The following is a 23,619-nucleotide window of genomic DNA, read 5'->3' on the forward strand; positions in this document are numbered from 1 at the left end:
GATCACATGGAAGATTTACATCCGTCGGTAGTTTCTTTTAAAAGCTTTATCAATTCGCATCCAGCCCTAATAAAGGAAATTAGAAAAAGTGGCAGATCGTGGCAGGAGTATTATGAAAAGTGGGCATTGTTAGGGGAAGATGATTCGTATTGGGATAAATATAAAGTGGATAAGCATGAAGAAAATGTGAACGAAGAAAAGGAAAGTGTAAAAAATACGGAGCTCGTCAGTCAGCTAATGAAATATACATCTAATTTGGATGTGAATAAAATGCAAGGTCAAGTTGAGCAGTTAAGTAAAGCAGTTACAGCTATCCAAGAAATGGTTTCGCAATTTAAAAAGACACAGAAAAATAATCAGCCCGAAAAGGATTCATTTAAATGGGTCCAAGACTGAGGTGACTTTTAATGGATCAACAAAGTATCCAGTATTTAAAAGCAAATCCAAAGTTAGCGACCTTTGTGCGATATAATCCAGTATGGTACCGTTATTTATCAAGGGAACCAGAAAGAATAAAAGAGATGGAAAAGGAAGCTAAAATTTTCTATGGTAAGACACTGCCACAGCAAATAAGTACACTAAATGATCGTATACAAATGATTAGTATGTTGACTGAAGTTGCAAAAGCAATGAAAGATTAGAATCTATTTTATTTTCAACTGTCCAATTAAATGATACTATATAGTAGTGGGGGTGTAATAATGATAGCTACATTGGAATATGTGGATATACTTGACCGTTCTGAGCAACTTGGCAAAATGGTTATGGCGTCTGATACGATGGAAGCCTATAAGCAAACCCGTGCTGCACTTCATGAGGATGAGGATGCTCAAAAGCTGATAAAGGCTTTTTTAGATATGAAGGACCAATACGAGGATGTCCAGCGGTTTGGTCGCTATCACCCAGATTACTATGATATCATGAAAAATATCCGTGTTGTAAAAAGAGAAATGGATATGCATGATAAAGTAGCAGCATTTAAAATGGCTGAGCGGAATCTCCAGATCTTATTGGATGAAATTAGCCAGTATGTTGCTGAGAGTGTTAGCAAGCAAATTAAAGCTCCAAAAGATGGTGCTGCACTTACAGATAGTGGCTGTGGTTGTGGCAGTGGTGGAGCATGTGGGTGTGCTTCTTAGCCAATTATGTTCGTCCTTAGGTTATTAACCCCTAAGGGCGGACAAAAATATAGCATAAATGATCAAATTCAGAACTAAGCGGATAGTGGGGTTTTCGAGTGAGGACAAATAGACAAGGTATTGTTGTCTGGTTTCAGCATATGAAGAATATTAAGCAACTAAAGCGATATGGGAATTTGGTATATGCTTCCAAACGATTAAAATATGCTGTAATTTATATTAACCAGGATGAGATGGAAAAAGTAGAAGCGAAAATATTAAAGCAACCATTTGTTTCAAAGATAGAAAGATCGTATAAACCATTTGTCCGTACAGATTATGAAAATGCGAAACCGGACAAAGCAAAACAATATGATTATAAGATGGGAATCTAAATAAGCCTTCTTGGAATAATTATTTCCTAGCAAGGCTTTTTTGATGTTTTGAAGCCAACGTAATATAAAAAGAAAAACCTGCAGAAGATATTTCTGCAGGTCCCTTTGTTTTTCGTCCTGAAAAACAAAAAGGCAAAGGGAGAGGAGAAACCGGAGCAAGAACTTATGGGGAAGTGTAAGTCTACTCCGTTTGAAACAACCAAGCTAATAACTAGTTGTTCATAATGCTAGTATGTACCATGAAATTAATTATATACATTTATTATCATCAGATGAACTTGACCACTTATGAGATCATTGTTTTCTAATGTTTTATTTTATGGTAGGATATATGTCGAATAGCATCAAATTGAGGTGAATTCATGCGAGTTATTGCAGGTGATTTTAAAGGCAGGCAATTAAAAGCGGTTCCAGGCAAATCAACGCGACCAACAACGGATAAAGTGAAAGAAGCTGTATTTCAAATGATAGGTCCTTTTTTCGAGGGTGGGAGGGTACTTGATTTGTTTGCAGGTAGTGGATCGCTCGGAATTGAAGCGCTAAGCCGTGGAATGGATTATGGTATATTTGTTGATAAGCATCCAAAGGCAATACATACGATTCAAGAAAATATCCAAACATTGAAATTGGATCAATATGCTGAAGTATTTCGAGCAGATGCACATCGTGCAATTAAAGCAGCAGCTAAAAGAGAGTTAAAATTTGATCTTATTTTAATGGATCCACCGTATGGAAAAGTGGATTATGTAAAACTTATAGACGAAATGATGGAGCTGGACTTACTTAATACTGGTGGTACAATTTATTGTGAACATGATCCAACAGAGAAACTCCCAAATGAACAGACGGGTTTAAGTTTGGTGAAGCAAGAAAATTATGGAGGCACGATTGGAATAACAATTTATCGCACATAAATGGGCTGTAGTAACCTATCCCGGAAATCTGAGTATCGAGAGGGATCTTGTTTCATATACCTATTGATGCCAACATCTCATACTTTCCTGATTATGTTCAGGATCTTGGTTCATATCCTTGTGGTACTAGCATTCCTTGGAGAAAAGGAAATCTAAGAATTAATCCACTTTATAAATCGAAATAGGAAGGAAGTTATCGATGGGAAAGTTAGCAATTTGTCCAGGCACCTTTGATCCGATTACAAATGGACATTTGGATATTATTAGCCGAGGAGCGAAGGTATTTGATCAAGTTATTGTAGCTGTATTTAATAATCAAGCTAAATCACCACTCTTCACGGTAGAAGAAAGAATTCATTTATTAAAGGAATCCATCAAGGACATTCCAAATGTCACCGTAGATGCTTCAGACCATCTGCTAATGGATTACGCGCAGGAGAAAAATGCACATGCTGTTATCCGCGGGCTTCGTGCCGTGAGTGATTTTGAATATGAAATGCAAATTACATCCATGAATAGGAAGCTAAATGAAAATATTGAAACATTCTTCATGATGACGAATAATCAGTACTCTTTCCTTAGCTCAAGCATGGTAAAGGAAATAGCTAAGTATAATGGGAATATTAGCGGACTAGTACCTGAATTTGTAGAGCAAGCACTGAAGGAAAAATATAATCATATTTAAAAAAAGAGAAAAACCAGCTCCGTAAGCATCTGCTTTTTAGGAGCTGGTTTTTATATTCATGAAGCATTATTTGAAACTTCTCCGATAGAGAATAAACACAGATAGTGCTAGACATACAATGGTAACAACAGGTCCCACATCTTTCAGATAATAAAGAATTATCACCCAAATATTTTCTGTTAAGTCGAGATGTGAAACGGGTATTTCATTCAAATCAATTGTCTGCCTGTCTAAATATAGCGGTTTGTAGAGAATGATCGTTAATATAACGGCAAAACAACCATGTAAAATTCTTGCAAAAAAATATGGAAGATAGCGAATATCTGTTTTTGCGAGGATACTAGCTACTTGTGCATGAATCGAAAGCCCGTTAAAACCGAGAATAAAGCTAATAATTATTGCTTGCTGTAAAAGGGTGTCTGTCATCGTTTGGGAGATCATATTTGCTCCAATAGTAATTTCAAATAAACCTGAAAAAATTGGAAGTGCCAAGTCCGTAGGGAAATCGATGATTATTAAAAGCTGCTCCCAAATTGTGGCGATAGCAGATGAAATACCAACTAAAAATAACAGTTTTATTAGTACTGAAAAAAGAATGATGAATCCCCCAACCATGACCAATGTTTTAATGGAATTCAATACAGCATCGCCAAGAATCTCACCAAGCGGTTTATTCGCTTTTACACGTGATTCGTGCATTTCCCGAAAAGCTTTTATTAGGGAAACTTTCTGTTTGCTCGTTTTTTTGCGATCTGTTGCTTCTTCCTTTCTTCCATAGAAACGCATGCAAATTCCAACCATTGCATTACTTGTATAATGACATACTGCTAAAAGTGCTCCTAGCTTTAAATCATGGAAAAAACCAGCGGAAATTGCACCGAAAATAAATAGTGGGCTGGAATTATTAGTGAATGAAACGAGTCGTTCCGCTTCAATTTTCGACAATTGCTTCTCTTCACGTAAACGTGCTGTTATCTTCGCCCCTGTAGGATAGCCGCTTGCCATACCCATCATCCAGCCAAAGCTTCCAGAACCAGGAACGTTGAATAAGGGACGCATAATTGGTTCAAATAATATTCCAAAAAACTTTACAACCCCAAATGCTAGCAATAATTCAGCTGTAATAAAAAATGGTAGCAGGGAAGGAAATACTACTTCCCACCACATATTTAATCCACGAATGCCTGCTTCCAATGATTGATCAGGAAAGCGGATTAAAGCAATAGTCAAAAAAATTGAAAAACTTGAATAGATAAAGGTTTTAAGTAATTGTCCCAATCGAAAGCCTCCTACGAAATGAACCTAGCTCTGTACAACTTATTTCGTTAGTAGTAGAATTATTCTAGCTTGTACTAAAACATCGTTGGAAAAGTACGGGTCTATACAATATACGCTCATACATCAGATAAATATTCCATAGACATGTTAAAGAAATGTTTGGAAGGAAGAAAGGGGCTTTAAGCTGCAATGAGAATGACAAAAAGAAATATATTATTTTTTATTATCATAATTGCTCTTGTTTACTTTCTTGGTACATATCAATTACCATACTATATTCAAAAACCCGGTGGAGCGAATGCGTTGAATCCTATTGTCGAGGTTGCGGATGGTTTTGAGAGTGAAGGAGACATGCACCTTGTGACGGTAAGTGGCCTCCAAGCAACACCGATTCAGTATGTACTGGCAAAAATATTCTCGTATCATGATATTTTACCATTGGATCAAGTTTTTCCTGAGGGAATTTCACAAGATGATTATATGCATGCTCAGCTGCAGGTAATGGAGAGCTCGCAGGAGGCTGCAACAGTAGTAGCCTATGAAGCTGCTGGTGAAGAAATAACAATCGATTATCAAGGTGTCTATGTTGTTTCCGTTGTTGATGGTATGCCAGCAGAAGGAAAGCTTGAAACAGGTGACCGTATTATTGGAATTGACGGTCAGGAAGTTCGCGAATCAGCAGACTTAATTCAGTATGTAGATGATAAAAAATCTGGAGATACTGTTCTAATCGAATTTGTTCGTGAGGAAGAGGCGATGGAGGCTGAGATCATGCTTGAGGAATTCAGTGACTTAGACAATCGAGTGGGAATTGGAATTAGTCTTGTTACGGATCGCGATGTAACAGTTGACCGCGATATTCAGTTTACAAGTGGAAATATTGGTGGACCGAGTGCAGGATTAATGTTCACGCTGGAGATTTATGACCAATTAACAGAAGAAGATATTACAAAAGGGCATGAAATCGCTGGTACTGGAGAAATCGATTATGATGGTAATGTACTCCGGATTGGTGGGATTGATAAGAAAATAGTCGCTGCAGATAAAGAGGGAATCGATATCTTCTTTGCACCGAATGAAAATGGAGCAGCGAACTCTAATTATGAAATTGCAAAGAAAACAGCAGAAGAAATCGGAACTGATATGCAAGTTATCCCTGTCGATACTTTTGAAGATGCATTACGTTTTTTAGAGGAAATGAAAGAATAACCTGGTTATGAAACAAATCGAAGTAAACTGAGAATGATTTTAAGAATAGCTAAACAAAAATAGATCTTGCAAAAGATCTATTTTTGTTTCATTACCGCTGATTGTATTTTCATTAAAGTATGATAGGTGCTTGCAGCTCCTGTTTAAACAGCTTTTGTCTGCTTTTGGGTGGCAGAATGCTGTAATAGGTATTACTTACTTTCTCTTCGATAGATAATATATTATGTTGATTTCTACCTATGCTTGACACGATTGGAACATTCATTTGCTTCTTTTGTTGATTTAAATAATTCCTCCCATTATTGGTTAACCCGATTACACGAACATACGGTACGGAGGAGTCTTGTGAGATCATCTCAATCTCAGTTTTTTTTGTATTCGTTAAAATATGCACAAACATTCGTTGAATTCTCGTCCATGTATAACGCTTCGTTTTAATAGCTTCCACCCAATTTTGAAAGGAACTAGCTATCTTAGCTGTAGCTTTAATTCTATTTTCAATCCCCTCATCAACACCTTGTATAGTTGCGAGCTCTTCTTTCGACATGGTCATTACTCGATAGTGTAATAGCGGGAAGTATTTCTCCCAATCATGCCAATGAGAAGCCGTAAGTACATATTGCTGAAGCTGATTGACTGTTTCCCCTGGAAGGCTATCGGTAATCTTAGATGTCAATGTATGTTGTTTCATTAGCTCTTTTCGAATGCTTGTTGCACTAGCAATCGTGCCAGTTATGTTTTCATCATGAAATGCATTTGCTTTCCTCTTAATGGTTAATGGCTCAATTGGTAGCTTGTTTTCCATAATTGCTTTTACATAGCTATACCCGAGAATATTATTTGGTTTTGATAAATCCATACTCGAATCTGTCAGCCCAATCTCTTTATAAGCATATGTACTAGCTTCTGGAAAAGAGTTTCCTGCATCTAAATAATATTTTAGTGTATGATTAAAAATTGATGATTTCGCTTTAAATGTATGGTAGCTTGATAAAAAGCTATTTATTGAGCCGGATTCACTTCCGAAACAAACACTGTTTACACCGAATTCATAGAGTGTTTTAACAGCCCCGGCGGCAAAAATATCACTATGCTGTACAGCGTAAACATAAGGGAGTTCGAGCACAACATCGATGCCAGTATTTAGTGCTGCTTTTGTACGGTGGAACTTATCAATTATCGCAGGCTCACCCCGCTGCAAAAACGATCCGCTCATCACGGCAACTACACAGTCAGCAGCTGTTGTTTTTTTAGCTTCCTCCAAATGATAGACATGACCATTATGGAATGGATTGTATTCTACGATTAGACCACATGCATTCATTTCCTCAACTCCCATGGGCTTAATGGTATATATTGTAACAAAAGATAGTCATTCGCGCATCTTCCATGCTATAATGATTAGTAAAATTGCTAACGGGAAGAATACATATATGTGTAAAGAAAAAATGTTGACAAAAGCTCATTTTTCTTTTAAAATAACTCTTGTTGCCTAGAGGTGATAATATTGAAATTTACATTAAGTCAAATCAGAAAAAATGCTGTCGATAAGCCATTTGAGTTTGATGAACTTGTGAATGTCCATGAACTACAAACAATGAACAATGATATACGTAAAATCAATGATGTTCGTGTCCATGGGAAAGCAGACATTCATGGAAATCAATTCTTTTTCTCTTTTCTGATTGAAGGGGAAATGGTATTACCATGCGCTAGAACCTTGGTTGATGTACCATATCCATTTACAGTTAAAGCAAATGAAGTGTTTTCAACTTCTTCTTATGATGGCAGCGATGAAGAAGAACATGATATTCATCTTATAGATGGAGAAGTGCTTGACTTAACTCCGATTATCAAGGAAAATATTTTATTGGAAGTTCCATATCGAGTATTTTCCGAAGAAGCAAATCCAGAAGAAGGTGCTCCTTCTAAAGGAAATGGTTGGGAATTTGTTTCAGAAGTGAAAACAGAAAAGACAATAGATCCCCGTTTGAAAAAATTGGAGTCTTTGCTTAAAAATAATAAGAAAGAAAAATAAGAATTACATTCAAGTTTTACTTTCATTTGAAGGAGGTGTAAGTCATGGCAGTACCTAAACAAAGAACGTCTAAAAAAGTTAAAAATCAACGTCGTACTCATAAAAAATTACACGTACCTGGCATGGTAGAATGTTCTAATTGTGGTGAATTAACAAAACCACACCATGTTTGTAAATCTTGTGGTCACTATGATGGAAAAGAAGTAGTGAGCAACTAATATCAGGATGTATAAAAAACAGATCACATTTTTAAGTGGTCTGTTTTTTCTTTTTTTGAAGGAATATGCGACATAATGCGCAATTTTGGTTAGAGCGTATATCCGCTCCTGATATATTCTTCGTTAATACTGGCTTACTACCTATAACTAACATAGATGATTGAAATACTATCGTTACTCTAAACAGCTCGGAACGATCCTGGACGGCGGGAGCTGCTCGAACTTAACAAACAGAAGTTAGTTCGTAATTTATATTATTGTATAAAAAAAGACTACAATTTTTAGCAGGAGTTGTTCTGATGGAATGTGCTTGCTGTGAAAAATTTTCAGTTTGAAACAAGAATCCTATTCTAGTACCCCTATTTTTTGCATACATTGATAGCAAACGTGTTAGGAGGGGTGTTATGAACGATACAAGGCAGGATGCATGGACAAAGGATGAGGATATTATCCTTGCTGAAACAGTATTACGCTTTATTCGAGAAGGTAGAACGCAGCTCGAAGCATTTAAAGAGGTTGCAGCCCAGCTTTCTCGTACATCAGCAGCATGTGGATTCCGCTGGAATGCTACTATTCGCAAACAATATCAAAATGCCATTCAGTTGGCTAAAGAAGAACGAAAAAGCGGGTTAAGGAAAGGGACGCCTAGTGCTAATCATAATGAATCTGCAGAACGATATACGATAGAGTCTGCTATACTTTTACTCGAGAAAATGAAAACTAATTTTGAAGATGCTGAGAAAGCGGAATTAGACAAAACGTATCAACAAAAATTAAAGGATATAGAAAAAGAAAACGAAAAGCTGAAAAATCAATTATCACGTTATGATAACGCATGGCAGGAAATGAATAAGCTATGGACTTGGGTAAGAGAAAGTAAGCAAAATTAATTCAAGATGAATGTAGAAAGTGAAACCATGATCTAATTATACTTTCATAAATAGTAAAAAAAACCTGAATGGAGCCGATCCATTCAGGTCTTGCTTTTCATTAATTGGGGTTGATTTCCTTTTCTTGAACACCTTCAGGAAGCCAGATTAGTGGGTTTTCTCCTAAATCTCTTTCCATTTCATAATGGGCTTTTACAAATCCCATCTTTTCCCAGAAACCATGGGAATTTATCCGTGGACTTGTTTTGATCGGTAGTTTAGACTCTTTTGCAAAATCAACCATTAATTTTCCAATCCCTCTACCTTGGTAATCTGGTAGAACTTCAAGCTTCCATATTGTTAAATAGTCCTGTTGTGGTGAAAAGTAATAATCGTATTTTTTATTAACCTCGTATAAACTCATTCTTGCAATTAGATTATCACCATAGTAAATTCCAAAAAATGGAGACTTACTATCGTTTTCAATGATGTTATTTTGTAAGTCTTCCATCATCGTTAATTCTTGATTTCCATATTCTTTAAATCGCTTAAATTTTTCGAGTGTCTTATAATTGACTAAAAGATTTTCGACTTTTAAATGATCCATTAGCTTTCTCCCCTATCTAAAGTTAGTACCTATTTTCCCAATGTTCCTACCTGGAACATTGCGGAAGCGTTTACCTCATGTGAGTCAAGTGTCTGTATAAATACAGTATAATACAAAAATGATAATTTTTAAATAAATTGTAAACCTATGAATGTATAATCACAAAATAACTAGAAATTTTAATCCATCTTGTATGCTTATCTGTTACAATAAAAAATAAGTTTATTGGGATGGTATTTAAAATAATTGAAGGATAATAGAAAAGGAGAAAACAAAAGCACATGCTTGATTATTTCATTTATAGTATTGCGTTTTTTATTACAATTCCACTTGTTGCAACTATACTCATTTATATAATTTCCATAAAAAAACATGGAAACAAATTGCGAGCCTTGCATCAAGCTGTTAATTGGACAACTTGTTTTTATATTATCGCAGTCTCGATTATGCTAAAACTAATTGTTGGAAGCAGCTTTGCTGGCTGGATGGTTGTTTTATTTTTGATTGCTCTTGGGAGTGTAATTATATTCCAATGGAAAAGCCAGACTGAGATAGTTTTTCGGAAGGCGATAAAGATCATATGGCGATTGGCTTTCTTGTTGTATTTTACAATGTACATATTACTAACATTTATCGGGGTCATCCAGCGGTTAATAGGTTAAATGATGAAGTATAAACAGATTAGGTGAAATGGATGCAGTTTTTATGTACAATACAATTTGTACATAATGATATATAGAAGGAGAACGGAATCCATGCGAATCAACCCTATACAACTGAAGACTCAAAGTCAGCTGATAACGGATTACCGTAATAATGCAGGTACTATTATGGATTTCTTTGATTATCTACCTCATGATAATTACTATCAGCGAGTCAGAGATCTACATGAACGTACTTTTGAGCGGAAACAGTTAACGGATGTATTATTTACGATGAATAAGGAGTGGGGCGCACCAGCGTCAACTTTGAATAATATTGAAAGGTTAAAAGAAACGGATAGTGTTGTGGTGATAGGAGGACAACAGGCGGGCCTCTTAACAGGACCAATGTACACAATAAATAAGATTGTCTCTATTATCCAACTCGCCGGGCAGCAGGAGGAAAAGTTAGGGATTCCGGTAATTCCTGTTTTCTGGATTGCTGGGGAAGATCATGATTTTGAAGAAATTAATCATGTTTATTTACCTGATGCCAACAATATGAAAAAATATAAAATCCGTCATCGTTTAATGGATAAACGCTCTGTATCGAATATATCCATTAATCGATCCGCTCTCGTTGAATGGGTAGATGAATTGTTTGAGCAGTTGAAAGAGACCAAGTTTACGAAACGAATTTATGCTACTATTCATGAAGCTATTGAGTTATCAGACACCTATACAGACTTTTTTGCTCGAGTGATTTTTCATCTATTTAATGAAGATGGACTTGTCGTTGTTGATTCTGGCAGTGCTAAGACAAGACAGCTGGAAACAGAACATTTCAAGAAAATGATAAGGCATCAGGAGGAGATCAGTTTGGAGGTGTTTAATGCTTCTGAACGACTTGCTAAAGATGGATATGCTATATCTTTAGAGCTAAGTGAGGCGGTCGGCCATTTGTTTTACCATAAAGATCAGGAACGAATACTCCTTTTTAGAAATGATGAAGGGGAATGGGTTGGAAAACAGAATGAAGTGTGTTTTCAAACAAATGAATTAATTTCTATTGCTGAAAACTACCCAGAACGGTTAAGTAATAATGTGGTAACCCGCCCATTGATGCAGGAGTTACTATTTCCAACATTAGCATTTGTTGGCGGACCAGGTGAAATTGGTTATTGGGCTGCATTACAACCTGCATTTCATGCTTTGAATATCAAAATGCCGCCAGTTGTTCCTAGACTTTCGTTCACTATTGTTGAAGACAAAGTGAAGAAAGCATTGGAAAAATTTGATATTGATATAGCTGATGCTATCAATAAAGGTGTTCGCGTTACAAAGGAAAAATGGCTGCAATCAAAAAGTAATCCTCCAGTTGAAGATTTATCCATTCAAATGAAGGAAGTTATTGAGACAGCGCATCAGCCGCTAAGGAAATTAGCTAAGAGTATTCGAGCTGATATTGGCGATTTGAGTGAAAAGAACTTAGAATATCTATATCGCGATATTGACTTTTTAACAGAACGGATCGTGAAAGTTTTAGAAGAAAAGTATGAAAAAGAATTACGAACCTTTGATGAAATAGAAAGGACGTTACACCCGCAGGGGGGATTACAGGAACGGGTTTGGAATCCGTTGCCATGGATCAATACCTATGGGATAGAGTTTATTTCAGAGCTAACATATCGACCTTATGATTTTGAGAAAGGTCATTATATTATTTATATTTAATTGTTTTAGGGAAACTTTCACCACTATCCCCCACCATTTTATAAAACAATAAGAAGAAGCTGTCAAACGTTGATATGACAGCTTTTTCTTATTGTTATTATCTGGTAAAAAAGACCTATTTTAATAAGAGGTAGATATTTTTTATTAAATAAAGTGGAGGATAGTGGAGGGATGTGGTAATATAAAAAATATGAAAGTGGGGCGGACTAGATGTTCATGGGCGAATACCTACATAGCATTGATACAAAAGGTAGAATTATTGTCCCTTCCAAGTTTCGTGAAAATCTCGGAGCTAGCTTCGTGGTGACGCGCGGATTGGATAAGTGTCTATTCGCATACCCTATGGAAGAATGGAAAATTTTGGAAGAAAAATTAAAGAAACTCCCACTTACTAAAAAGGATGCCAGAGCGTTTACTCGTTTTTTCTTTTCCGGAGCTGTTGAATGTGAAGTGGATAAGCAGGGAAGAATAAATATTCCTCCAACGCTTCGCAAGTATGCAAACCTGGAAAAAGATTGTAACGTTATCGGCGTATCAAACCGTGTAGAGTTCTGGGCAAGTGACAGCTGGGAAGAATATGTTACAGATTCTGAGGAATCCTTTGGAGAGATTGCCGAAAATCTAATGGATTTTGATCTTTAATAATACGAAAGCTTAGGCGCAGGGCGCTGGAGCTGGACGTAATCTTCTTGGAAAAGCTTTTTCACAGAGCGGCTGGACATTAGTCGTAAATCAATAAAGTGGGTGTAAGTATGTTTGAACATTATAGTGTTTTAAGAGAAGAAACGATAAAGGGATTGGCGATTAATCCGAACGGTACATATGTAGATTGTACGGTAGGTGGTGGTGGTCACTCGCTAGAAATCGCCAAGAGACTGAGTGAAGATGGATTACTAATTGCATTTGACCAGGATCTTGATGCCTTAGAAGCTGCGAAATCAAGGTTGAAAGCATATGAGGATAGAATATTGTTTGTTCATTCCAATTTTCGAGGATTGGAAAAGGAACTGACAAACAGACAAATAACGTATGTAGATGGAATTTTATTTGACCTTGGTGTTTCCTCACCCCAGCTAGATAGAGGGGAAAGAGGATTCAGCTATCATCTCGATGCCGAGCTGGATATGCGTATGAATCAGACAGAAGAGCTGACAGCTTATGAAATTGTTAATACGTGGTCTTATAGTCAGTTGGTCTCTATTTTTTTCAATTACGGAGAAGAGAAATTTTCAAAACAAATTGCAAGGAAAATTGAGGCCTACCGTGAGAAAGAGGAAATAAGAACAACTCATCAATTGGTAGAAATTATTAAAGAAGGTATCCCCGCAGCAGCAAGACGTAAAGGTGGACATCCTGCAAAGCGGATTTTCCAAGCGTTGCGTATCGCAGTAAATGATGAATTGGCGGCATTTAATGATGCACTGCACCAAGCTGCAAAAATGGTGGGTGTAGAAGGCAGAATTGCGGTTATTACTTTCCATTCGCTTGAAGATAGACTTTGTAAACAAGCATTTAAGAAATGGAGCACGGAAAAGGATACACCAAGGAATTTACCAATAATTCCAGCAGAACATCAAGCGCCATTTAAATTAATTACAAGAAAACCAGTTATGCCAGGGGATTATGAATTAGATGAAAATCGAAGATCGCGTTCGGCAAAATTACGTGTTGTTGAGAAAGTAACTGAATGGAGAAATGAATTTACTTATGAAGAAGGGTGGAAGAAATAATGAGTGCTAACGGAGCCCGTAATTGGCAGCAAATCAATCCACAGTATACTCCAAACACAGAAAAAGAAAAGAAAGTTTCTGTTAAAGTAAAAAATAATGGATGGATAACTAAAGGTGAGAAAGTTATATACTCCTTTATTGGGGCGTGTCTCGTCATTTCCGGTATTTATATGGTGTCATTTTCTTCGACAACTGATACAATAAATAGGGAACTTCAGCAGCTTGAACAAACCGTTAATACGCAACAGGTAACAAATGATGGTCTCATGTTTGAAGTGAAGGAATTGTCAAGACCGGAACGAATTATCGAGATTGCAGACAAAAATGGATTGAAAATCCAAAATGCGGAAGTAAAGCAAGCGCAGACGTTTAACAACTAAGCAAGGGGCTTGACATATGAATAAAAACAAGACAACGCATTTGATGGCGGGAGTATTCATCATTATCTTTGTCGCTGTTTTCTTAATTCTAACTGGACGGTTTATATACATCCAGGCAACAGGCGAAATAAATGGTGTTTCATTGGAGGAATGGGCCGAACAAAAACGGACCTCATCCTTTACACTAAGTGCTGAAAGAGGAAAGATTTACGATAACAATGGAATGGTACTTGCGTACGATAGACCAACTTATCGAATGTATGCAATTATTGATGAAACGTATTCTGAAAAGTCAGAGGCGCCCCTGCATGTAGAAGATCCACAAAAAACTGCAGAAATATTGGCGCCTCTTTTAGATGTAGAGGTAAGTGATATACTAGATCCTTTGAAAAGAGGGCTTGAGAATAATAGATTCCAAGTAGAGTTTGGTAAAATCGGTAAAGAGATTCCGCAAAAGAAAAAAGATGAGATTGAAGAATTAAATATTCCAGGTATTCAATTTGAAGAGGAAGCCTTAAGGTACTACCCTAATGGAATGTTTGCATCTCATATCATTGGCTTTGCTCGGGAAACTGAGGTTGAAACAGAAGAAGGAATACGAGATGAAATTGTTGGGATAGCTGGTATGGAAAATGAAATGAATGAACTTCTTGGTGGAAAACAAGGTTATATTTCTTATCAGCGGGATAGATACAATAAAAAGTTATTGGATCCCAAGGAAATCATTCACCTACCTGAGGACGGCGATGATGTTTATTTAACAATCGACCAAAAAATTCAAACTTTAATGGAAGAAGCATTATCTCAGGTTGATGAGCAATACAATCCTAAGAAAATGACTGCTATTGTTATGGATCCGAAAACAGGAAAGGTGTTAGCGATGAGTAGTCGCCCAAGCTATGATCCTAACAATCCAACAAATGTTGAGAACTGGTATAACGATGTTATTTCCACTCCATTTGAACCTGGCTCTACGATTAAAATGTTTACTTGGGCAGCAGCGATTGAAGAAGGGGTTTATAATGGTGCAGAAAAGTTTAAATCAGGAAGCTATCAGCCAAATGAAAAGATTAACAAGATTAATGACCACAATGGTGGGAAAGGCTGGGGACCGATTTCCTACGATGAAGGCTTCCAACGTTCTTCCAATGTTGCAGCTGCAAAGCTTGCATGGGAAAAACTAGGTGCTGATACATTTTTAGAGTATTTACACGCTTTTGATTTTGACGAAGAAACAGGTATTGATTTGCCGGGAGAGGTAAGTGGACAGATTTTGTACAATTGGCCATTGGAAAAAATTACAACTGCTTTTGGTCAAGGAAGTACAACAACACCAATCCAGCAAATGAAGGCAGCGACAGCAATTGCAAACGGCGGAAAGATGCTTCAGCCTTATGTCATCGATAAAATTGTTGACTCATCAACTGGTGAAACGATAGAACAGAAGGAACCAAGAGTGGTTGGTGAGCCAATATCAGAAGGAACTTCACAGCAAGTGCTAGAATTACTAGATTCGGTCGTTAATGGGGAAAATGGTACCGGGAAATCATATCAGCTAGATGATTATACAGTTGGCGGAAAAAGTGGTACAGCTGAAATACCGAACCCTGATGGACCTGGTTATTTAACAGGAAGAGAAAACTACGTCTTTTCATTTCTTGGTATGGCTCCAATTGAGGATCCGCAGCTAATGATGTATGTTTCTGTACAGCAGCCTGAGTTAGAACCAACGGAAGCTAGGTCTGCTCCAGTTTCGTTTATTTTTAAAAATGTAATGGAAAATAGCTTGCACTATTTAAATATCGATCCAAGTAACGAAGAAAAAGATGTCGTCCAACAATTAACCGTTCCTAAAGTAGTTGGCGGGAATTCTTCAGAAATAGTTGCGGAACTGAAAGATAAAGGGTTAGAAGTCTCCCTGGTAGGGGACGGAGAATCCATTGTTTCTGCAAGTGTTGAGGAAGGAGAAACGGTATTTCCAAGTGAGCGTGTTATTCTAGTTACAGATGAACCTGTGATGCCCGATATTACCGGATGGTCTCTAAGAGATGTAATGAAATTAGCTGAATTAATGCAATTAAAGACAGAGACATTTGGTAATGGATATGTAGTGACTCAGAACATACCTAAAGGAACTCCGCTTAAAAAGAATGATTACTTAGGAATTGAATTATTACCTCCAAATGAGGAGAAAGATGAAGAAACAAATAATAATGAAGAGGGTACGGAGGGAATATCAGACGAGTCCACGTCTCAAGAAGAGTAAATTTAGTCTTCGAATAACAGTTATGTAGTTAAACAGTGTTCTATTCAGTTTTTTTTACTCATATAGTGATTACAAACCAGCCTGGGAAAAGGGGATGGAGAATGAAACGTGTATCCACTGTTACAGTAAAAAAACGAATCGTCACTGTTTTTCTTTTGGGACTTCTTCTATTGGCGATTATTATTATTCGATTAGGGTATGTGCAATTTGTTATGGGTGAACGATTAACCGGACAAGCACACGACCTTTGGACGCGGGATATTAGTTTTCAAGCAGAACGTGGCTACATATTGGATGCAGAAGGAGATATTTTAGCTGAGAATGTTACTGCGCCTTCGGTAATCGCGATTCCGCGACAAGTAGAGGAACCAGAAGATGCTGCAGGAAAGTTAGCAAAAATATTGGGCATGCCAGAGGAAAAGGTTTTAGAAAATTTAACGAAAAATGAATCGAGTGTAAGCTTTCGACCGGAAGGAATTAAAATTTCGGAAGAACAAGAAACAGCAATACGGGAATTGAATATGAAAGGTATATACTTGGCAAAGGATTCAAAACGACATTATCCATATGGAGATGACTTATCTCATGTTCTCGGTTTTACAGGGATTGATAATCAAGGACTAATGGGACTGGAGTTGTCGTATGAAGATAAACTTGCTGGCGAGCCTGGAAGCCTCTCTTTCTATTCGGATGCGAAAGGACGAAGGCTGGATAATTTAGCGGATGTTTATAAACCTCCAACAGATGGCTTGAATTTAAAGACAACAATTAATTCCAAGGTACAAGCTATTATGGAGCGAGAACTAGATGCAGCTGTTTTAAAATATAATCCAGATGGAGCATTGGCAATAGCTGTTAATCCGAAAACCGGCGGTGTTCTCGGCATGACAACCCGTCCAAATTTCCATCCGGAAAATTATCAGGATGTAGATGCATCGATATTTGGTAGGAATTTACCGATTTGGAGTACGTATGAGCCTGGTTCGACTTTTAAAATAATAACACTTGCTGCAGCATTAGAGGAAAAAGTGGTTGACCTTGAAGAAGACACATATCATGATACTGGGCATATAACGGTAGGTGGCGCAAAAATCCGCTGCTGGAAAAGTGGAGGACATGGACATCAAAGCTATTTAGAAGTTGTTCAAAATTCATGTAACCCGGGATTCGTAAATCTCGGCCAACTCCTAGGAACAGAAAAATTGTTTTCGTATATTGATGCGTTTGGATTTGGAAAGAAAACGGGAATAGACTTACAAGGAGAAGGCAATGGGATACTCTTTAATCCTGAAAATGTAGGTCCTGTCGAATTAGCCACTACTTCATTCGGGCAAGGGGTTTCTGTTACACCGATCCAGCAGGTGATGGCAGTTGCTGCTGCGATTAATGGTGGCTATCTATATGAACCATATATAGCGGAAGAATGGATAGATCCGGTCACAGGTGAAACCGTTGAAAAGGTAGAGCCGAATATGAAACAGCGTGTGATTTCAAGCGGTACTTCTGATGAAGTTCGCAGTGCACTAGAAAGTGTAGTTGCACAAGGAACAGGCCGGCCTGCATATGTAGATGGTTATCGTGTTGGTGGAAAAACAGGAACGGCGCAAAAGGTTGGTCCAAATGGTGGCTATTTAGAAAATAATTACATTGTTTCGTTTATTGGGTTTGCGCCAGCGGATGATCCGGAGATTGTTGTCTATGTAGCAGTAGATAATCCGAAAAACACCATCCAGTTTGGTGGTGTCGTCGCTGCGCCGATTGTAGGTACAATCATCGGGGACAGTTTAAGAGCAATGGAAGTTAAGCCAAGAGATGACGGTTTGGAAAAAGACTATCTATGGCCGGAACAGCCAAAAGTCGAAGTTCCAGATATGATAGGACAAACGAAACAGGAGCTGGCCGAATATTTACTTGATTTGACGATTGAGACTAATGGAGAAGGTGAATATATTGCGGACCAGTCTCCAAAACCAGGTACAAAACTGGAACCAGGATCTACCGTCAGAATTTATTTATCTGATGAAAAACATCGTTAATTGGACGGAAATTTGCTATAATAAGGGAAGTAAAAATCAGTAAATGCTTCTAAATTAAGACAACTATATAAAAGAGGGTGGAGAGCACCCTCTTAAAAAATACAATTATGTAGAATACATATGTTGGATATAAAATAGATAGGGTGTTTGCTATGAATTTAGATGAATTACTACATGTGTTACCTTTTTATAAAACAACATCGATGATTGATGAAATAAAAGTCGATGGTATTGAAATGGACTCACGAGAAGTAAAACAAGGAAGTGTTTTTGTTTGTATTCCTGGATTCACAGTTGATGGTCATGATTTTATAGACGATGCAGTAAAACAAGGAGCCGTTGCGCTAATTGTTGAAAAACTTGTTGAAGCTCCTGTTCCAGTTATTTTGGTAGACGATACAAATCGGGCGTTATCCATGCTCGCAGGTAAGTTCTTTAATTACCCAACATCAAAACTGCCATTAATCGGAGTTACTGGTACGAATGGTAAAACTACAGTTACGTATTTGTTGGAAGAGATTTTTAAACAACAGATGAAAAAAACTGGCGTTATTGGAACGATTCAGCTGAAAATTGGAGAGGAATCATATTCGATCTCGAATACAACTCCAGATGCTCTAAGCCTGCAACGAACATTCCACAAGATGCTTGGAGAAAATGTAGATCAGGCTATTATGGAAGTTTCTTCCCACGCATTGGATATGGGGAGAGTATACGGGTGTGATTATGATATTGCCGTATTCACCAATTTATCCCAAGATCACTTAGATTATCATTCCGATTTACAAGATTATCTTCGAGCTAAAAGCTTATTGTTTTCGCAGTTAGGAAATAACTATGATGAAAAGAAACGGAAATTTGCTATTTTAAATTCCGATGATGCGGCAAGTGATTTATTAAAACGCAGTACTGCGCAGCATGTAATGACTTACGGTTGTAATAATAAAGCTACTGTTATGGCTAACGGAATTCAGCTTGACGCTGCAGGAACATCCTTTACGTTAACCTCACCGGTTGGAGATATTGAAATCTCAAGTCGTTTAATTGGTATGTTTAATGTGTATAATATGCTAGCTGCAAGTACAGCGGCAATAGCTGCTAATGTATCATTAACGACTATTAAAACGGCACTTGAGCAGCTAGAAGGTGTAAATGGTCGTTTTGAGCCAGTTGTAGAAGGTCAGCGTTATGCAGTTATTGTTGATTATGCGCATACACCTGATTCGTTAGAAAATGTGTTGCAAACTGCAAGGGAATTTGCGAAGAATAATGTATATGTGGTCGTTGGATGTGGTGGAGATCGAGATCGTACGAAACGTCCGCTAATGGCATCAATTGCAGTAAAATATGCAGATCATGCATTTTTTACATCTGATAATCCAAGAACAGAAGACCCACAGTCGATTTTAGATGATATGACAGCTGAGTTAGAGGAAAGTAGTAGTTATGACGTAATCGTTGATCGGAAAGCAGCGATTTCTCAGGCTATCGAGCAAGCTACTTCAGAGGATATAATACTTATCGCAGGAAAAGGACATGAAACATATCAAATCATTGGACATACGAAATATGATTTTGATGATCGAGAAGTAGCGAGAAAAGCAATTCGCAATAAGGAGAAATATTGATGTTATTTACTACAAATTGGTTAGCTAAACAATTCCCCACTAATCAAGGGGGAATACAAGACAATATAACTATAAAACAAGTAACGACAGATAGCAGAGCAAAGGGGGAAGGTCTATTATTTGTTCCGCTTGTTGGAGAGAACTTTGATGGACATGAATTTGTCAAACAAGCAATTGACAATGGTGCCTGTGCTATTATTTGGGATGAAAGCAAGCATTTGCCAGATGACATCCTGCCAAACCTCCCAATTTACTTTGTAAAAGACACCCTGAGTGCACTTCAGGATTTAGCGTCTGCTTACAGGACTGAGATTGATCCGATTGTAATCGGAATAACAGGCTCTAATGGTAAAACAACGACGAAGGATCTGACTTCCGCTGTTGTAAAAACGACTTATCGAACTCATGCTACGAAAGGAAATTTCAACAATCATATTGGATTACCATTAACAATTTTATCAATGGATCGAAATACCGAAGCATTAATTGTAGAAATGGGTATGAGTAACTTCCAGGAAATTGATTTATTAACACGTATAGCTAGACCAGATGTTGCAATAATTACAAATATCGGTGAGTCACATATAGAATTCTTGGGATCACGTGAAGGTATTGCTAAAGCGAAGCTGGAGATTGTTAATGGTTTGGATGAAGATGGAGTACTAATTATCGATGGTGATGAACCGTTGCTCCGTGAGAAACACATAAACCAGAAAAAAATTGCGTGTGGCTTTGGTGCAGAAAATGATTATGAAATTTCAGAGGTTAAGATACATACAACGGGAACAGAATTCACGCTTTCCGATGGCATGACTTATCAAGTTCCACTTTTTGGCAAGCACCATACAAAAAATGCTGTATTTGCGCTTGCTATAGGCAAGCTTTTAAACATTCATGCAGAAAAAAGCAAGCAAGCTTTGCAAAACCTTGAGCTAACTGGAATGCGGTTTGAACTACTAAAAGGCATAAATGATGTATCCATCATCAATGATGCTTATAATGCATCCGCAACTTCAATGAAGGCAGCTATTGAAGTAGTGAAACAAATGAACGGATTTGAGGAGAAGGTGTTAGTGCTCGGTGATATTCTTGAGCTAGGAGATCGTGCAAGAGAATTTCATGAGTCGGTTGCCGAAGTAATTGAAGCACCTATCACTGTGCTCTTTACATATGGAGTCCATGCTGAATGGATTCAAGCAGCAGTTCAAGCGAAGAGCCTTAATCTAAAATATACTCATTTTGCATCGAAGGAAGATTTAGTTCAGGCACTTAACCCCTATTTAACAAAACATTCACTAATATTATTTAAAGCATCACGAGGGTTAAAATTTGAAGAAATGATCGAAGCTATTACTACTGATGAGAATTAGATTACTACAAGGCAAGATAAAATTTTACTAAAAGTACAACCTAAAAAATAAATGAAACGTATTGATTCATCCAATCTATTTGGACGGTTATGTATGAGGAGGAAAGAAAGTGAATTTAACTGTTTTATTAATCACATTAGCGATTGCATTTCTCATTACCGTTCTTTTATCTCCAATATTGATTCCATTTTTAAGAAGATTAAAGTTTGGGCAAAGCATTAGAGAAGAAGGACCAAAATCACATTTGAAAAAAACGGGTACCCCTACAATGGGCGGTATCATGATTATATTTAGTGTTATTATTACGTCAATTATAATGGCTGCAAGAGTAGATGAATCTGGAATTGGTTATGAATTATGGCTACTCGTTTTTGTTATCTTTGGATATGGGTTACTCGGGTTTCTCGACGACTTTATAAAAGTAGCGATGAAACGAAATCTTGGTTTAACATCATTGCAAAAGTTACTTGGGCAAATTGTTATTGCACTTGTATTTTACTTTATTTTACGTAGTCAAGGATTTTCAACAGCGGTTCAAATACCGGGAACGGATATTCAGTGGGAACTAGGCTGGGGCTATGCACTATTAATCATATTCATGCTTGTCGGTGCTTCTAACGCTGTAAACTTAACGGATGGTTTAGATGGACTGCTAGCTGGTACAGCTGCTATTGCGTTTGGAGCATTTGCAATCCTTGCTTGGTATGGTACTGGTCAAAACGAACCAGCCATCTTTGCATTGGCTGTGGTTGGGGCATTACTTGGATTTCTGGTATTTAATGCACACCCAGCAAAGGTGTTTATGGGAGATACAGGGTCACTCGCGCTTGGAGGAGCGATTGCAGCTATTTCTATTTTGTTGAAAATGGAAATTCTGTTAGTAATTATTGGTGGCGTCTTTGTTATCGAAACACTTTCTGTAATTATTCAGGTTATTTCATTTAAGACAACAGGAAAACGTGTATTTAAAATGAGTCCATTACATCACCATTATGAACTGCTCGGCTGGTCAGAATGGCGGGTTGTGACGACATTTTGGCTAGTAGGACTTTTATTTGCCGCACTCGGCATTTATATTGAGGTGGGCTTATAATGAAGAGATTAACAGAATTCCCTTATTCTAACATTGTTGTTTTAGGACTTGCAAGAAGTGGAACAGCAGCAGCTGAAGCCCTTTTAGCAAATGATAAAACTATTCGAGTTCATGATAAGCAAGCAACAGAGCAGGATGAGACTGTTATACGACTGAAAGCGATGGGTGCTGAAGTTATAATAGGCTCTCATCCTATTTCCATTTTAGATGGAATGGATCTTGTTATTAAGAATCCAGGTATATCCTATGATAATCCGATTGTAGCAGAAGCAATAAGACGAGATATTCCCATTATTACGGAAATTGAATTAGCTTATTATTTATTTGACGGTCCAATAATTGGAGTGACAGGCTCGAATGGGAAAACAACAACCACTACTTTGGTAACGGATATGCTTAAGAAAAGCGAACGGCCAGTTAGAGTGGCTGGTAACATTGGGATTGTTGCTACAGAAGCAGTGCAATCCATGCAAGATGATGAAGCTCTTGTGCTTGAATTATCGTCTTTTCAACTACAAGGGACTGAAAAATTCAGACCAACAACAGCAATCTTATTAAATATATTTGAAGCACATTTGGATTACCATAAAACGTTGTCCAATTATAAGCAGGCAAAGTTTAATATCTTTAGAAATCAGACGAAGGATGACTACCTCATTTATAATGCTGAGGATAAAGCTATTGCAGAGGAAGTAAAGGACGCACGTGCAAAACTCATTCCTTTTTCCGTTCACCAAAAGCTTGAAGCTGGTGCATGGATCGATGACAAGTATGTTTATTTTAAAAATGAAAAAATCATCGAATTGAAAGAAATTGTTTTGGTCGGAGAGCATAATTTGCAAAATATATTAGCTGCAATTGCTGCTGCAAAGTTAAATGGAGCAACAAATGAAGGTATTTATCGTGTATTAACGACGTTTTCCGGAGTAGAGCATCGTTTACAATTTGTTGAAAATATTAATGGACGATTATTTTACAACGATTCAAAAGCAACAAATATTTTGGCGACTCAAAAAGCATTAGATTCATTTAAACAACCGACGATTCTTTTAGCAGGTGGACTTGATCGGGGGAATGAATTTACCGATTTGAAGCCACACCTGAAACATGTTAGAGCTATGGTTGTATTTGGCCAAACTGCAAGCAAGTTAAAAGAGTTAGCCGCTGAAGTTGGGATAGAAAAAGTAATTGAATCTGAGAATGTCGAAGATGCAGTCCATGCAGCATATTCGATTTCAGAGGAAAATGAAGTTATTCTTTTGTCACCAGCGTGTGCAAGCTGGGATCAATATCGAACATTTGAAGAAAGAGGAGACATGTTTGTACAAGCCGTGCATAAGCTAATGTAGGGGCAAACACAAAAAATGATTCGGTTGGTCATAAACATTGAACAGAAGTAAGATATCTATA

General features: G+C 37.3%; 24 protein-coding genes. 21 read left to right on the forward strand and 3 right to left on the reverse strand.

The genetic code is table 11. From position 1 onward, the window contains the following. The first annotated feature begins 6 nt into the window (after positions 1-6). The 6 genes from ylbD (at position 7) to coaD (ending at position 3,112) form a co-directional block, all read left to right on the forward strand. The gene (gene ylbD, locus NST46_RS14330; protein WP_340002008.1) at positions 7-396 is read left to right on the forward strand and encodes a spore coat protein YlbD; all 390 of its coding nucleotides are present in this window, start codon (positions 7-9) and stop codon (positions 394-396) included. Positions 397-407: 11 nt separating this feature from the next. Then, positions 408-641, forward strand: a complete 234-nt coding sequence (locus tag NST46_RS14335) for a YlbE-like family protein (protein ID WP_095308474.1) — start codon at positions 408-410, stop codon at positions 639-641. 60 nt (positions 642-701) lie between these two features. Then, the gene (locus tag NST46_RS14340) at positions 702-1,139 is read left to right on the forward strand and encodes a YlbF family regulator (protein ID WP_095308475.1); all 438 of its coding nucleotides are present in this window, start codon (positions 702-704) and stop codon (positions 1,137-1,139) included. A 98-nt stretch (positions 1,140-1,237) separates the two neighbouring features. Continuing rightward, positions 1,238-1,513 (forward strand): YlbG family protein, encoded by a 276-nt coding sequence (locus tag NST46_RS14345; RefSeq protein WP_095308477.1) that lies wholly within the window; start codon positions 1,238-1,240, stop codon positions 1,511-1,513. A gap of 362 nt (positions 1,514-1,875) precedes the next feature. Next, positions 1,876-2,427, forward strand: a complete 552-nt coding sequence (gene rsmD / locus NST46_RS14350) for a 16S rRNA (guanine(966)-N(2))-methyltransferase RsmD (protein ID WP_095308478.1) — start codon at positions 1,876-1,878, stop codon at positions 2,425-2,427. A 199-nt stretch (positions 2,428-2,626) separates the two neighbouring features. After that, on the forward strand, positions 2,627-3,112 hold the full coding sequence (gene coaD, locus NST46_RS14355) for a pantetheine-phosphate adenylyltransferase (protein WP_095308479.1): 486 nt from the start codon (positions 2,627-2,629) through the stop codon (positions 3,110-3,112). 66 nt (positions 3,113-3,178) lie between these two features. Here coaD and ylbJ read toward each other — a convergent pair whose 3' ends face one another. Continuing rightward, entirely contained in the window at positions 3,179-4,390 is a 1,212-nt protein-coding gene (gene ylbJ, locus NST46_RS14360; RefSeq protein ID WP_095308480.1) for a sporulation integral membrane protein YlbJ, read from the reverse strand. Between the two features lie 189 nt (positions 4,391-4,579). Here ylbJ and NST46_RS14365 point away from each other — a divergent pair, with 189 nt between their 5' ends. Continuing rightward, positions 4,580-5,599 (forward strand): SepM family pheromone-processing serine protease, encoded by a 1,020-nt coding sequence (locus tag NST46_RS14365; RefSeq protein ID WP_095308481.1) that lies wholly within the window; start codon positions 4,580-4,582, stop codon positions 5,597-5,599. A 112-nt stretch (positions 5,600-5,711) separates the two neighbouring features. On the opposite strand, the gene NST46_RS14370 is transcribed toward NST46_RS14365, so the two are convergent. Continuing rightward, positions 5,712-6,923: a nucleotidyltransferase gene (locus NST46_RS14370; protein ID WP_095308483.1), complete on the reverse strand. Its 1,212-nt coding sequence runs from the start codon at positions 6,921-6,923 to the stop codon at positions 5,712-5,714. 174 nt (positions 6,924-7,097) lie between these two features. On the opposite strand from NST46_RS14370, the gene NST46_RS14375 reads away from it, so the two are divergent. The 3 genes from NST46_RS14375 (at position 7,098) to NST46_RS14385 (ending at position 8,745) form a co-directional block, all read left to right on the forward strand. Further along, complete coding sequence (locus NST46_RS14375; protein ID WP_379600949.1) at positions 7,098-7,637, forward strand: YceD family protein; 540 nt, start codon at positions 7,098-7,100, stop codon at positions 7,635-7,637. Between the two features lie 44 nt (positions 7,638-7,681). Next, entirely contained in the window at positions 7,682-7,855 is a 174-nt protein-coding gene (rpmF, locus tag NST46_RS14380; RefSeq protein ID WP_095308485.1) for a 50S ribosomal protein L32, read from the forward strand. Between the two features lie 404 nt (positions 7,856-8,259). Next, on the forward strand, positions 8,260-8,745 hold the full coding sequence (locus tag NST46_RS14385) for an RsfA family transcriptional regulator (RefSeq protein ID WP_095308486.1): 486 nt from the start codon (positions 8,260-8,262) through the stop codon (positions 8,743-8,745). Positions 8,746-8,845: 100 nt separating this feature from the next. Here the strand turns inward: NST46_RS14385 and NST46_RS14390 are convergent, their stop codons facing one another. Next, entirely contained in the window at positions 8,846-9,331 is a 486-nt protein-coding gene (locus tag NST46_RS14390) for an N-acetyltransferase (protein WP_095308487.1), read from the reverse strand. Positions 9,332-9,612: 281 nt separating this feature from the next. Here NST46_RS14390 and NST46_RS14395 point away from each other — a divergent pair, with 281 nt between their 5' ends. From NST46_RS14395 to murD, 11 genes are all read left to right on the forward strand, one after another. Next, positions 9,613-9,993, forward strand: a complete 381-nt coding sequence (locus NST46_RS14395) for a DUF3397 domain-containing protein (RefSeq protein WP_118888967.1) — start codon at positions 9,613-9,615, stop codon at positions 9,991-9,993. A 93-nt stretch (positions 9,994-10,086) separates the two neighbouring features. Beyond that, on the forward strand, positions 10,087-11,706 hold the full coding sequence (bshC, locus tag NST46_RS14400; protein WP_095308490.1) for a bacillithiol biosynthesis cysteine-adding enzyme BshC: 1,620 nt from the start codon (positions 10,087-10,089) through the stop codon (positions 11,704-11,706). A 210-nt stretch (positions 11,707-11,916) separates the two neighbouring features. After that, positions 11,917-12,348: a division/cell wall cluster transcriptional repressor MraZ gene (gene mraZ, locus NST46_RS14405; RefSeq protein ID WP_095308491.1), complete on the forward strand. Its 432-nt coding sequence runs from the start codon at positions 11,917-11,919 to the stop codon at positions 12,346-12,348. Between the two features lie 110 nt (positions 12,349-12,458). After that, a complete protein-coding gene (rsmH, locus tag NST46_RS14410) occupies positions 12,459-13,436 on the forward strand; it encodes a 16S rRNA (cytosine(1402)-N(4))-methyltransferase RsmH (RefSeq protein ID WP_340002007.1) in 978 nt (325 codons plus the stop codon). Continuing rightward, positions 13,436-13,816 carry a cell division protein FtsL gene (gene ftsL / locus NST46_RS14415; protein ID WP_095308493.1) on the forward strand — a complete coding sequence of 127 codons (381 nt, stop codon included), beginning with the start codon at positions 13,436-13,438 and terminating at the stop codon, positions 13,814-13,816. The genes rsmH and ftsL overlap by 1 nt, the downstream gene beginning before the upstream one ends. Positions 13,817-13,832: 16 nt before the next feature. Then, entirely contained in the window at positions 13,833-16,082 is a 2,250-nt protein-coding gene (locus NST46_RS14420) for a penicillin-binding protein (protein WP_251658671.1), read from the forward strand. A gap of 101 nt (positions 16,083-16,183) precedes the next feature. Continuing rightward, the gene (locus tag NST46_RS14425; RefSeq protein WP_251658673.1) at positions 16,184-18,118 is read left to right on the forward strand and encodes a stage V sporulation protein D; all 1,935 of its coding nucleotides are present in this window, start codon (positions 16,184-16,186) and stop codon (positions 18,116-18,118) included. A gap of 152 nt (positions 18,119-18,270) precedes the next feature. Beyond that, positions 18,271-19,746: a UDP-N-acetylmuramoyl-L-alanyl-D-glutamate--2,6-diaminopimelate ligase gene (locus NST46_RS14430; RefSeq protein ID WP_341137402.1), complete on the forward strand. Its 1,476-nt coding sequence runs from the start codon at positions 18,271-18,273 to the stop codon at positions 19,744-19,746. After that, positions 19,746-21,116, forward strand: a complete 1,371-nt coding sequence (locus NST46_RS14435; RefSeq protein ID WP_251658677.1) for a UDP-N-acetylmuramoyl-tripeptide--D-alanyl-D-alanine ligase — start codon at positions 19,746-19,748, stop codon at positions 21,114-21,116. Before NST46_RS14430 ends, NST46_RS14435 begins: the two co-directional genes overlap by 1 nt. Before the next feature lie 109 nt (positions 21,117-21,225). Further along, positions 21,226-22,209 (forward strand): phospho-N-acetylmuramoyl-pentapeptide-transferase, encoded by a 984-nt coding sequence (gene mraY, locus NST46_RS14440; protein ID WP_095308499.1) that lies wholly within the window; start codon positions 21,226-21,228, stop codon positions 22,207-22,209. Next, complete coding sequence (murD, locus tag NST46_RS14445) at positions 22,209-23,558, forward strand: UDP-N-acetylmuramoyl-L-alanine--D-glutamate ligase (RefSeq protein WP_341137403.1); 1,350 nt, start codon at positions 22,209-22,211, stop codon at positions 23,556-23,558. Before mraY ends, murD begins: the two co-directional genes overlap by 1 nt. Positions 23,559-23,619 lie beyond the last annotated feature (61 nt).

Origin of the sequence: Oceanobacillus sp. FSL W7-1309, assembly GCF_038002145.1 — a bacterium.
Taxonomy (GTDB): Bacteria; Bacillota; Bacilli; order Bacillales; family Amphibacillaceae; genus Oceanobacillus; species Oceanobacillus profundus.